Annotated in this window: 10 protein-coding genes; 4 read left to right on the top strand and 6 right to left on the bottom strand. The window is 71.9% G+C overall.

The genetic code is table 11. The features are described from left to right. The first annotated feature begins 9 nt into the window (after window positions 1-9). Together ACH4XV_RS19745 and ACH4XV_RS19740 are read left to right on the top strand one after the other, a co-directional pair. Window positions 10-1080, top strand: coding sequence for a hypothetical protein (locus ACH4XV_RS19745; protein ID WP_395791432.1), 1071 nt, complete (start codon window positions 10-12; stop codon window positions 1078-1080). 70 nt (window positions 1081-1150) lie between these two features. Continuing rightward, window positions 1151-2113, top strand: a complete 963-nt coding sequence (locus ACH4XV_RS19740; RefSeq protein ID WP_395791430.1) for a TIR domain-containing protein — start codon at window positions 1151-1153, stop codon at window positions 2111-2113. Window positions 2114-2140: 27 nt separating this feature from the next. Here ACH4XV_RS19740 and ACH4XV_RS19735 read toward each other — a convergent pair whose 3' ends face one another. The 6 genes from ACH4XV_RS19735 to ACH4XV_RS19710 form a co-directional block, all read right to left on the bottom strand. Then, complete coding sequence (locus ACH4XV_RS19735; protein ID WP_395791428.1) at window positions 2141-2803, bottom strand: hemerythrin domain-containing protein; 663 nt, start codon at window positions 2801-2803, stop codon at window positions 2141-2143. A gap of 185 nt (window positions 2804-2988) precedes the next feature. After that, window positions 2989-3666, bottom strand: a complete 678-nt coding sequence (locus tag ACH4XV_RS19730) for a uracil-DNA glycosylase (RefSeq protein ID WP_395791426.1) — start codon at window positions 3664-3666, stop codon at window positions 2989-2991. 135 nt (window positions 3667-3801) lie between these two features. Continuing rightward, window positions 3802-4380 carry a DoxX family protein gene (locus ACH4XV_RS19725; protein WP_395791424.1) on the bottom strand — a complete coding sequence of 193 codons (579 nt, stop codon included), beginning with the start codon at window positions 4378-4380 and terminating at the stop codon, window positions 3802-3804. A 762-nt stretch (window positions 4381-5142) separates the two neighbouring features. Further along, complete coding sequence (locus ACH4XV_RS19720; RefSeq protein ID WP_395791422.1) at window positions 5143-5952, bottom strand: ABC transporter ATP-binding protein; 810 nt, start codon at window positions 5950-5952, stop codon at window positions 5143-5145. An 81-nt stretch (window positions 5953-6033) separates the two neighbouring features. After that, window positions 6034-7044: a hypothetical protein gene (locus ACH4XV_RS19715; protein WP_395791420.1), complete on the bottom strand. Its 1011-nt coding sequence runs from the start codon at window positions 7042-7044 to the stop codon at window positions 6034-6036. A 1472-nt stretch (window positions 7045-8516) separates the two neighbouring features. Beyond that, the gene (locus tag ACH4XV_RS19710; RefSeq protein WP_395791994.1) at window positions 8517-8978 is read right to left on the bottom strand and encodes a MarR family winged helix-turn-helix transcriptional regulator; all 462 of its coding nucleotides are present in this window, start codon (window positions 8976-8978) and stop codon (window positions 8517-8519) included. 296 nt (window positions 8979-9274) lie between these two features. Between ACH4XV_RS19710 and ACH4XV_RS19705 the strand changes: the two genes are divergently transcribed. Continuing rightward, window positions 9275-10714, top strand: a complete 1440-nt coding sequence (locus ACH4XV_RS19705) for an MFS transporter (protein WP_395791418.1) — start codon at window positions 9275-9277, stop codon at window positions 10712-10714. 131 nt (window positions 10715-10845) lie between these two features. Then, a complete protein-coding gene (locus tag ACH4XV_RS19700; RefSeq protein ID WP_395791416.1) occupies window positions 10846-11637 on the top strand; it encodes a PIG-L deacetylase family protein in 792 nt (263 codons plus the stop codon). Window positions 11638-12005 lie beyond the last annotated feature (368 nt).

Below are 12005 nucleotides of genomic sequence, written 5' to 3'. Positions count from 1 at the left end.
CCGCTGCCCGTGAACGCGCCTCCGCCCGTGATCGCCCCGCCACCGGTGATCACCCCGCCGCCGCCCAGGGCCGCGCCGCCGCCCCCGCCGCGCTCGCCCACCGACAATCCGCCGGTGTGGCACGTGCCGGGCACCAGGGGGCGGTTCTACGGCCGCGACAACACCCTCGCGGACCTGCGCGCGCTGATGCAGGTCGAACATCGGGTGGTGCTGCGTCCCCAGGACGACCTGCCCGGCCTGGGCACCACGCACCTGGCCCGCGAATACGCCTACCGGCACCGCCACCTGTACGACGTGGTGTGGTGGTTCGACTGCGCCGCCCGCCCCACCGAGAGCGGCGTCGCCTTCCTGCACCGCGTGCTCGAACAACTGGGCAACCTCGGCGGGCGGGTCGGCCAGACCATCGGCCCCAAGCACGAACTGCGCTCGCGCGAGGGCTGGTTGCTGATCTTCGACGAGGTGGATCGGCCCGGTCTGATCGGCGAGATGATCCCAACCGGGCCCGGCCACGTGCTGATCACCAGTACCGATCCGCTGGCCCGGCACCTGGGCAGCACGGTGGATCTGCCGCCGCTGGACCGGCAGTCGTCCGTCCTGATGCTCCTCGACGCGCACCGGGGCTTCGAGCTGGAGCTGGTCACCGCCGAGGCGATCGCCGCGTTCGTCGGCGACCGACCCGCCGCGATCGCCCGGATCGCGGAGCTGTTCGCGACGGGGCTGGTGTCTCCGGAGGTCACCCTCGAACTGCTGCGCTTCGGCAACATGGCCAAGCTGTCCCGGACCATCCCGCAGAACCAGGTCGTCTACCTCGCCGACCTGTTCCTCGCGGTGCGCGGACTGCGCGCGCCGGACACCTGGTCGATCTGGCTGGATCTGTCCGAGGACTACCTCGAACACCAGTTGCTGCACCGGCACATGACCGACGCGCGCTCGATGCTGCTGCACATGTTGCGGACCCTGGTCAACGGCCCGGAACCGATCCACTCGCTGCAGTGCCTGTGCCGAGCGCTGCACGACGTGCTGCCCAACACCCAGGGCGTGGAGGAGGTCTGCCGGGCGATCGACAACCTGCCCGGGTGAGCGGCCGACACGAGGGGTACATCCGGCGACGGGGGCGATTCCGGCCGGCGGGTGCGCCATGCTGATGCGTATGGCGAATGACGGGGAGTACGGGGGCGAGACGGTGCGTTACTTCATCAGTCACGCCGGCTCGGACACGGATTGGGCGAAGTGGGTCGCGGGGCAGCTGGTCCGAGCCGGTCTGGACGTCGAACTCGACGCCTGGGACTGGGCCACCGGCGAGAACCTGACCACGCTGGTCAGCCGCGCGCTGGACAACGCCGGGCACATGATCGCGCTGTTCTCCCCGGCCTACTTCGTCCCGGAGCGCTGGACCACGATCGAGTGGACCGCGATGTCCGACGCGCTGCGCGGCAGCGGCCGGCGGCTGATCCCGCTGGTGGTGCACGAGGTCCCGCGCGAGCAGATCCCGTCCGTGCTGCGGCCGTTGTTGCGCCGGACGTTGTACGGCAAGTCCGAGGCGGACGCGCAGACGGAGCTGATGGCGGCGATCACCGGGCCGACCCGGCCGACGGAGCCACCGCCGTTCCCGGGGCCGCGGGGGGACGGGGCGGGGGCGGATGGCTCGGGGTCGGGCGGGACGGCGCCGGCGGACCGGGCGGACTCGGCCGACCCGGCCGACCCGGCGCCCGCGCCGGTCGTCCGCCCGGTGCCCGCGCCGCGCCTGCCCGCCGCGCCGGTGATCCGCCGTACCGTCACCGCCGGGCACACCCGCGCGCTGACCGACGCGATCATGGCGGTGCCCCGGATCGCCCGGACCGACCTGTGGAACCTGTGGCTGGATCTGGCCGAGGACTACTTCGAACGCCCGTTGCCCCGCGAGCAGATCGCCGCGCCGCGGATCATGCTGCTGCGGCTGATCCACGACCTGTCCACGCTCGCCGAGCCCGAACCGGCCCGCGCGCTGGACGCGTTGGTCCGCGCGCTCGGCGACGTACAGCCGACCGGCCCGGAGATCGAGCGGGTCCGCGAAATCCTGGCCGAGCTGACCGCGCCGAGCGACACGACGGACCCGGCTCGGGACCGGACCTAGCCGGGCGCCGTCGGCCTCGTCCGGTCGTCAGGAGCCGCCGTAAGCGGCGCGCCGACGCCGCTCGTAGGAGCGCCGCCAGCCGGCCCGCCACAGCAGCGCCGTCCCCGGCGGGATCCAGCGCAGCACCCGCCGCCGCTCGGCGCCGGTGGCGTGGTGCAGGTGGAAGGCCACGAAGGCCGGGAGGTCGCGGCCCCAGACCCGCACGGTCCGGGTCGGCATGCGCCCGTCGGGCGTGCCGCGCACGTGCCGCCGCATCAGCGGGAACAGTTCGTGCTCCTCGGCCAGGCTGTGCCGGGCGACCAGTTCGCACAGCCGCCCGATCGCGGGTGAACGATCCCGCAGCGGCACGCTTCGGTCGGCGACCACGCGCATCGCCTCCTCCAGGGTCGAGTGGTCGACCTGGAAGGCGGTCACGGTACGGGCGGCCCGGGGCGAACCGGCGCGCACCGACGGGTACAGGACGATGTGTTCCTCGCGATGGTGCGCGCGCAGGAAGCGCAGCACCAGCGCGAGATGTTCCTCGACCGCGCGCACGCGCAGGATGTCGACCGGATCGAGGTGTCGGGTCACCTCGGTCAGGGCGGCCAACTCCTCACGCAGGCCGCGGTGCGCGACATAGCCGGGAGTCAGGTCGAGGGTGGGGGCGGGAGTGGAGGTGGGAGTGACGGGCCGAACTGTGGATGTGGACACGGGGGCCGCCTCGGGAGGCACGGGATGGGGGAACCCCACACCGTAAGGGCACGCGGCACGTATTCCGCACCGATGCAAGGAGATTTCCGGCCATTCCCGAATGGCGTCCGTTTCCGGTCCGATAGCGGCCGAGCCGATACCGAACCGGAACGTCGGATGTCGCTTTTCTTGCGCCCCCGCTTCGGCTACTTCTTCACGTTCGGGATCGTCCAGTCGATCGGCTTGTGCCCCATGGCCGCGAGCGCGGCGTCGATCTGCGAGAACGGCTTGCTGCCGTGGAAGAGTTTCGCGGACAGCGGCGAGGGGTGCGCGCCCTGCACTATCGCGTGCTTGGTGGTGTCGATCAGCGAGATCTTCTTCTTCGCGTGCCCGCCCCACAGCACGAACACCACCGGCTCGTCCCGGTCGTTGACGGCCTTGATCACCGCGTCGGTGAACTTCTCCCAGCCCTTGCCCTTGTGCGAGGCGGCCTCGTGCGCTCGCACGGTGAGCACCGTGTTGAGCAGCAGCACACCCTGCCGCGCCCACGGCATCAGGTAGCCGTTGTCGGGGATCGGCAGGCCGATGTCGGCGTTCATCTCCTTGTAGATGTTGCGCAGCGACGGCGGGATGCGCACCTCGGGCCGGACCGAGAAGGACATGCCGTGCGCCTGGTTGTCGTCGTGGTACGGGTCCTGCCCGACCACCAGCACCCGCACGTCCTGGTACGGCGTCGCCTCCAGCGCCGCGAACACCTCGTCCTCCGGCGGGAAGATCTGGTGTTCCTTGCGTTCCGCGTCCACGTACGCGGTCAGCTCGGCGTAGTAGGGCTTCGCCAGCTCCTCCGCGAGCACGGGCTGCCAGGACTCGGGCAACGTCTGCACAGCAAGAACCTCCACACGAAGGCGTTCGAGACGCCCATGGATCAACGAGGACCCCAACGTAGCCGCTCGCGCGGACACCTCGGCCCGCCTCGAGGGGTTCGGGGCGGGCCGAGGTGATCGAGGCGGTCCGAAGTGTTACGCGTCGACCGTCTCGTCCGGCTTGGCCTCCGGCTCCGGTGCCTCGGTCGCCTTCGGCGCCGGCTTGTAGCAGAGCTTCAGCAACAGCGCGGCGTTCGCCACCCCGACGCCGGCGGCGAACAGCGCCGGACGCAGGCCGGATCGCCGGCGGCCGACCAGGGCGTCGACCGAGTACTTGCCGTTGCCGAGCGCGGCCAACGCGACCGCGGCGCCGCCGACCACGGCGGTGTACTCCCAGCCGCCCTTGAACACGAAAAAGCCCTTGCCCTTGTGGTCGGTCGCGGCGGCGACACTCATCAGCCCCACCGTGGCCGCCGACGGCAGCGGGTTGGCCACGCCGAGCACGATGCCGACGCCGGCCGCCATCTCGGTCCCGGCCGCGAGGCGCGCGTGCACCTCGGCGGGCTGGAGACCGAGCGACTCGAACCAGCCGGTGGTGCCCGCGAGGCCGCCGGGGCCGGCGACCTTGTTGTAGCCGTGCGCGAACAACATCGGGCCGAGCGTGGCCCGAAGCACCAACGCCGCCACGTCCCGGCCCTCGGCCGCCACCGGGGCCTTCTTCTTCCTGCCGAACATCGCCCACCTCATCAGCTGACACATCGTCACATCTCAACAGGCAACCTACCTGTCGCGAAACGCGCACCAAAACGGGGCCGGCGCGCTCGCCCCGAGTCGCAAATGGGCCAAGTGCCCACAGGCCGTCCTCAAACGCCGGACGGGCTGGTATGCGGGCCCGCGTCGCGGGGCGAGCCGAGTGCCCACTGGCCGTCCTCAAACGCCGGACAGGCTGATGGGGTAGGCCACATCCACAGGTAAGCCGACTTCGCCTCGCCGTCCTCAAACGCCGGACAGGCTGGTGTGCGGGCCCGCGTCGCGGGATGAGCCGAGTGTCCACTGGCCGTCCTCGAACGCCGGACGGGCTGAAGCGCTCGGCCTCATCCGTAAGTGGGCCGAGTCAACCCACCCCCCGCAGCCGAATCCCCGGACGCCACCAAAATCAGCCCGTCCGGCGCTTGAGGACGGCAAGCGGGCACGCGCCCCACCCACGACCAGGGCGGCCCTGATCAGCCCGTCCGGCGTTTGAGGACGGCGAGCCGGTCTCGGCCCACCCACGGACGTGGCCGACCCATCAGCCCGTCCGGCGCTTGAGGACGGCGAGCAGGCACTCGGCTCGCCCGCGACCGGGGCGGACCCAACCAGCCCGTCCGGCGTTTGAGGACGGCACGCGCCCCACCCACGACCGAAGTGGGCCCGGTCAGCCCGTCCGGCGTTTGAGGACGGCCTGTGCGCACTCGGCCCATCCGCGACCGGGGCCAAGCGCACCAGCCAGGGACCGGCTCAGCCGGAGGCGACGGGCGCGATCGTGGCGGCCTCGCCGTCCGGCCTCGGCACCACCACGGGCGTGTCGTCCCCCGGCGCCCGCAGGATGTCCGCGTCCACGTCGTACAACGCCCGCACCAACGCCGCGTCCACCACCTCCCGAGGCGGCCCCGACGCAATCACCCGCCCCGCCCGCATCGCGACCAGCACGTCCGCGTAGCGCGCCGCCGACGCCAGGTCGTGCAGCACCATCACCACCGTGCGCCCACCCGCAGCGACCCGCCGAACCAGCCCCAACACCTCGACCGCGTGCCCGAGATCGAGTGCCGACGTCGGCTCGTCGAGCAACATCACCGGCGCCTCCTGCGCGATCACCATCGCGACCCAACAGCGCTGCCGCTGCCCGCCGGAGAGCCGATCGAGCCGCCGATCGGCCAACGACAGCACGCCGGTCGCGGTCAACGCCTCCCGGCACACCCGCTCGTCCTCGCGCGACCACTGGCGGAACAGACCCTGGTGCGGATGCCGCCCATACCGCACCAGGCCGGATACCGTGACCGCCTCCGGCGCCTGCGGATTCTGCGGCAACAGGCCCACACGGTGCGCGGCCTGACGCGGCTTCAGCCCCCAGATGTCCGCGCCGCCGACCGCGACCCGACCCGACTCCGGCCGGTGCAGGCGCGCGATCGAGCGCAGCAGCGTCGACTTCCCGCAACCGTTCGGCCCGACGATCGCGACCACCGTGCCCGCGGCGACGGACAGGTCGACACCCGACACCGCACGATGGCCCGGGTATCCGGCATGCAGATCTTCCACGAGCAGTTCCATGGGCGGACCTCCCGGCCGTACACAGCATATGTAAGGCGAGGCTAACCTAATCGAACTCGCTCGCGGCACCGGTGCCCCCGGTCAACGGTTGGCCAACTCCGGGAACCACCGGGCGCCGACCCGCCCGGCGCGGTCCGCGAACAGCAGCGCGTCCGTCCCGTGCCACGCGAGCGCGGCCACCGGCGCCGAGACGTGCCGGCGCGCGAGCGGAGTGGCCGCCTTGCGCGCCGACCCCGCCCGTACATCCCACACCACGAGCATCCCGTCACCCCCCGAAGTGGCCAACAGACCGCCGCCGGCCGGCCGCCACCGCGGCGCGCACGCCCGGGGTTGCGCGGGCAGCCGTCGCGGGCGCGGGCGTACCCGGCCGCCTCGGGCGGCGAGATCCCACACGGTCAGCCCGGCCCGGTCCTCGACCGCGAGCCGACCGCCGCCCGCGTCGAGGGCGAGTCCGACGGCGGGCAGGTCGCCGACCGAGTCCAGGTCCTCGTGCGTGCCGCCGGCCCCACGCACCTGCACGCCCGGCACGTCGCCCGCCGCGCACAACCAGGCCCCGCCCGGCGTACCGGCCAACAGCCGCACCGGGATCGGCCAGGTCCACACGTTCGTGCGACCGCGCGGTCCGTACATGTGCACCTCGCCGCCGAGCGCGACCGCGAGCCCGCCCCCGTCGACCCAGACCACGTCGTCCACCCGCACCCGCCCGTCCACGGCACGCCACGACTCGGTCCCGGTGCCGGGCGCGTACACCCGTACGACGCCGCCGAAGGACACCGCGCAACGGCCGTCCGCGGACCACGCGCAGCGGGCGGGCAGGCCCGGCGTCCGCAGCACCAGGGCGCCGTCGGTGACCCGCCACAGGGCGTACCCGGTGGGCCCGGCGAGGGCGACCACGGAGCCGTCCGGCGAGAATTCGGCCCGGTACACCCCGCCCGGCACCACGATCCGGGCCAGGAATCGCCCGGTCGCCGCGTCGAGGAGACGCACCCCGCCGGCGACGCCCGCGACCACGCACAATCCTCCCGCGATCGCGACGTCGGACGGTACGTCGTCGATCCCGTGCTCCCAGCCAAGCCCCGTACGTGTCGCCATGACGGTCATCGCGGCCCCCTTGTTCGCGGGCCGATCCTCGCGCGCTCGTGTTTCGTCCAGGAAAACTCTCACCCGGGAAACTCCTGTCCCGGAGCCGGTTTCCCCGCGTTCGCCGCGTCTGCTAGTAAGACGACCGGACCTGTTCACCGATGGATCGGATCACACCGTTGAGGACCCTCGCAGACATGGCGCCGATCACATCGGACATGGCGGGCGCCAGTGGGAACGAGCCCACCATCTTCGTCGCGGGCCTGGTCCTCGTCGCAGCCGGCGCCCTGTTGGCACTCGCGGGCCGCCGCCGATTCGCGGACGACGCAGAAGACGTGGAGGACGAGTACGACGAGGAGCCCATCAAGGCACCCCCAATACCAACCACGGCAACCACGCCCACCGAAGCATCCACCAACGCGGCACAACCAGAAGAAAGTTCTCCCACCCCAAAGAAACCCGAACCCGAAACATCCCCGAACGCCCCCGAACCAGAGCCGAGTTCCACACCCCCGAAGCCCGCCACCAAAACCACGCCGACAATCACGGACCCCGCACCCAAAACCACCCCGGCAAACAAGGCCACAACAGCCGACACCACCACCACGAAGCAAAGCCCGAAGCCCGAGCCGACACCTGACGAAACCACCACGCCCGAACCAGCGGCGCCACCGGCACCGGCACCCGCCGCCAACACCCCCTCAACCCCCGATCCCACTCCGCAGCCCCTTCACCCCAAGCCCACCGCCGAACGCAAGCCCGATCCCGACACCAGCCCCGCACCCTCCGCGGCCCCCGAACCCCCCGCCCCAGCACCGGACTCCACCCCCGACGCGACCGACAAGCCCACGACCAAACCCGATCCGAGCCCCTGAAACGCGCCTTCGATGCCCCACCACGCGCCACAGCGCCCACGCCACTTCCGCAGCCTGGGCCCCCGCTCGGCGCCGGCCACCACAAGGCCCGAAAGAAACCACCACGAGGTTCTTGTCGCCCGGCGCTGAAAATGCCGACGAACTCTGACGGCAACGCCCCGCCCGTCGCTGTTCCGGCGGAGCCATCGTCTGTGAGGTGTCGTTAGGAGCCGTCACGGAGTCGTCCGCTGACGCACCCCGCGCAGCATCAGCCCACCGGGCCCCTCACTGCGCCGGCCACCACAGCGCCCCCGCAAGAAACCACCCCGCAGGCCCTCAACCACCACCCCGGCGCACAACCCCCGCCCGTCCGTCTCCTCTCCGCCCTCGCCACCATGGCCACGCCGGAGCGAACCGCCACGGGGTACTCCGTCGCGCACCCGCGCGCAGCATCCACCCACCAGGCTCCTCGCAGCGCCCGCCGCCACGGCGGCCCCGGAATGGGCCATCACGCCGGTGCCCTGGCACCAGGGGCACGGCGTCCACTCGCCAGGCCCCCCGCTGAGCTCAGCCCCCGGACGTCACCCGGCCCACCGCCCCACCCCGATTCGGCTCACCGCCCCCGTCGACTCACCCGCGCGCAACGCCGCCCGTGTGCGCGGCCTCGCCCGTCACGTCGTCCGTTTCGCGGCGGGGCCATTCGCGGCCCTCCGTGGTCTCGACCGCGCGGTTGAAGCGGGTCAGGACCTCGAACAGTTCGCGGCGTTCGCCCTCGTCCCAGGACGCCAAGACGCGTTCCAGGCCCCGGCAGTGGCCGGTGCGTTCCGCCGCCAGGTGTTCGGTACCCGCCTCGGTGATCCGCAGTTTGCGGGCCAGGCCGCCGTCCGGGTCTGCGATGCGCTCGGCGTCGCCTGCCCGCAGGAGTGCGGCCACCTGGCGGTTCACCGTCGAGGTGTCGAGCCGAAACGCTTCTGCCAGCGCGCCGATCGTCATCGGCCCCTCGACCTCCAGGCGGGTCAGCAGCAGGTAGGCCGACCGCTCCATGCCGTCGCCCCGCCGCTTGCCCATGACGTGGTGCCGAGCGATCAGCATCAGCTCCCGCTCGATGCCTTCCAACACATCCACTCCCGCCTTCACACCCGATGCGCCGTGTACGACCCTAGCGCCGGGCCCAGGCAATGTGCACGATACACATCATGTGTATCGTGCACATTCATTGACCGCGGCAATCATTCCGCCGCTGCCGGCACCCCAGCCCTACGCCGTACGCCACAAGTCCCAGGAGGCAGTCAGTGACCGGTTCGAGCGGCATACCAAAGCCGGGCCCGGCGGGTGCGGGCGCAGGTGCAGGTACGGGTGCGGGCATCCTCCCCCACCCACCCGCCACCGTGGATCGAGCCGGCCGCGTCGTGGCCGTACTCGCCTTCTGCGGCGTCGTCGTCGCGCTGATGCAGACCCTGGTCGTCCCGCTGCTGCCGAACCTGCCCCGAATGCTCGACACCTCGCCCGCCGACGCCTCCTGGGTGGTCACCGCCACGCTGCTGTCGGGGGCGGTCTGCACACCCGTGATGGGGCGCCTCGGCGACATGTTCGGCAAACGCCGGATCCTGGTCGTCAGCCTCGGCCTGATGGTCGCCGGTTCGGTGTTGTGCGCGTTGTCCGACTCGCTGCTCCCGATGGTGGGCGGCCGGCTCCTCCAGGGCGCGTCGTTCGGCGTGATCCCGCTCGGCATCAGCATCATGCGCGACGAACTCCCGCCCGCGAAGCTGGGTTCCTCGATCGCGCTGATGAGCGCCACGCTCGGCATCGGCGGCGCGATCGGACTGCCGGTGGCAGCGTTGATCGCGCAGAACGCCGACTGGCACATGATGTTCTGGGCGGCCGGCGCGATCGGCGCGCTGGACATCGTCCTCGTACTGCTCCTGGTGCCCGAGTCGCCGATCCGGCTGCCGGGACGGTTCGACTTCGCGGGCGCGGGCGGCCTGTCCGTCGGACTCGTCGCCCTGCTGCTCGCCATCACCAAGGGCGCCGACTGGGGCTGGGGCAGCGCCGTCACGCTCGGTCTGCTGGGTCTCGCGGTCGTGGTCCTGCTCGGCTGGGGATGGCTCGAACTGCGCACCGCGCAGCCGCTCGTCGACCTGCGCGTCTCGGCGCGCCCGCAGGTGCTCTTCACCAACCTCGCCTCGATCGTGGTCGGTTTCGCGATGTTCGCCCAGTCCCTGGTGTTCCCGCAGGTGCTGATGAATCCGGAGAGCACCGGCTATGGGCTGGGCAAGAGCATGGTGGTCGCGGGTCTGTGCATGGCGCCGTCCGGGATCGTGATGATGCTCATCTCGCCGCTGTCCGCCCGGCTTTCGGCCGCCCATGGGCCGAAGGTCTCGCTCCTGGTGGGCACCCTGGTGATCGCGATCGGCTACGCGTGCTCGGTGTTCATGCTCGACGCGATCTGGAAGATCGTCGCGATGGCCGTACTGTCGGCGGTCGGTGTGGCCCTGGCCTACGCGGCGATGCCCTCGCTGATCATGCAGGCCGTGCCGATCGGCGAGACCGGTTCGGCGACGGGCCTGAACACGCTGATGCGCTCGATCGGGACGTCGACGTCCAGCGCGGTGATCGGCGTCGTGGTCGCGAATCTGACGATGCGTTCGGGTGGGCGGGAGTTCCCCTCCCGCGCCGCGTTCACGACCTCGCTGTGGTTGGGCTGCGGCGCGGCGGTCCTGGGCCTGTGCGTCGCGTTGTTCATCCCCGGACGCAAACCGGTCGAAGCCGCGCAGATCCCGATGCGGAAGCGCAAGGAGGACACCGAGGCCGTACCGACCGCGACCTGACGGCACATCAATTCCCGTGTCGCGCATGGCCAAACCCGCTCGGGTAACCGATGCTCGTAAGTCTTACCCAGGCGCCGACCACCCCTCCGGGAGATCGTCACCCCTACTCCGCCACTCGACAGGGAGCCCCAATGAGCCTTCCCACCTTCCGCGGATCGCGTACACCGGTACCCGATTCGAACTCCGGGAGCACGTGGACCACCGCGTCCGAATGGCGACGACAACCGCTGCCGGTGACCCTTCCGGAGGACTGGCCGGTCCTGGCCGGCGGCCTCGTGGTGGTCGCCGCGCACCCGGAGGACGCGGTGCTCGGGGTGGGCGGATTCATCTCGCGGGCGGTGGCGGGCGGCGCGCCGGTCCGGGTGGTCAGCGTGACCGACGGCGACGCGTCCCATCCGGGCAGCCGCTTACCCGGATCGGTACTGGCCGCCCGACGCATCCGGGAATCCGACCGGGCGTTCGCCACGCTGGTCGGCAATCCCGGCGGGGTGGCCCCGGTCGAGGTGATCCGGCTGCGCATCCCGGACCGCACGGTCGGCAGCCACGAACGCGACCTGGCGGAGCGGCTGATCCCGCTCGTGGCGGGCTTCGCGCTGTGCGCCACGAACTGGCGCGAGGACGGCTTCGCGGACCACGAGAGCACCGGCCGCGCGGCCGACGCGGCGTGCCGGGAAACCGGCGTCGGGCTGGTCGAGTTCCCGCTGCGGATGTGGCAGTGGGCCCGACCGGACGACGCCCGGGTGCCGTGGACCCGGGCACTGCGGGTAGACCTGACCGAGGTGCAACAGGCCCGCAAGGAAAGGGCGTTGTCGTGCCTGGCCTCCCAAATAGCCCCGCTGGTCCCGGGCCGCGACGACCGAATCCCCCTCCCCCCGGAAAAACTCGCCTACTTCCGCCGCCCCTTCGAGGTCCTGTTCCGCTGACCCGACCCGACAGGCCGTGGGCACGGCGGGCCCTCCGGGATGGTCGACCACGCGACCGGCGGCCCGGAGGGCACCGCGGACCCGAACGACCCCGGCGGGCCCGGGCCGACGTGGCAGACCCACGCGATAACGGCGGGCCGAGGCGGTCGCAGCCGCCAGGCGGGCCCGGGCGGTCGAAGGATCCCGGGCGACCACGGGCGACAGGGCGGCCGGGAGAGCCCAGGCAACACGAGGGCCGAGTGGTCACGGTGATCCGGATGGTCGCGGCGATCACGCGGGCCCGAGCGATCGCCGCGGCCACGGGCAACACGGCGTGCCTGGCGGTCGCGGCGGTCGGCGGTCACTGTCGCCACCGGCGTCCCGACCGG

The organism is Embleya sp. NPDC020630 (genome assembly GCF_044334985.1).
In the GTDB taxonomy this organism is placed as follows: Bacteria; Actinomycetota; Actinomycetes; order Streptomycetales; family Streptomycetaceae; genus Embleya.
The sequence above is the reverse complement of the archived record's forward strand: the minus strand, read 5'-3'. Positions and strand labels throughout refer to the sequence as shown.

Excerpts from the sequence above, each read along its gene's own strand:
- ACH4XV_RS19740 (WP_395791430.1), top strand. The coding sequence starts at position 1,151 with ATGGCGAATGACGGGGAGTACGGGGGCGAGACGGTGCGTTACTTCATC.
- ACH4XV_RS19725 (WP_395791424.1), bottom strand. The coding sequence starts at position 4,380 with ATGTTCGGCAGGAAGAAGAAGGCCCCGGTGGCGGCCGAGGGCCGGGAC.
- ACH4XV_RS19720 (WP_395791422.1), bottom strand. The coding sequence starts at position 5,952 with ATGGAACTGCTCGTGGAAGATCTGCATGCCGGATACCCGGGCCATCGT.
- ACH4XV_RS19715 (WP_395791420.1), bottom strand. The coding sequence starts at position 7,044 with ATGGCGACACGTACGGGGCTTGGCTGGGAGCACGGGATCGACGACGTA.
- ACH4XV_RS19710 (WP_395791994.1), bottom strand. The coding sequence starts at position 8,978 with ATGCTGATCGCTCGGCACCACGTCATGGGCAAGCGGCGGGGCGACGGC.
- ACH4XV_RS19700 (WP_395791416.1), top strand. The coding sequence starts at position 10,846 with ATGAGCCTTCCCACCTTCCGCGGATCGCGTACACCGGTACCCGATTCG.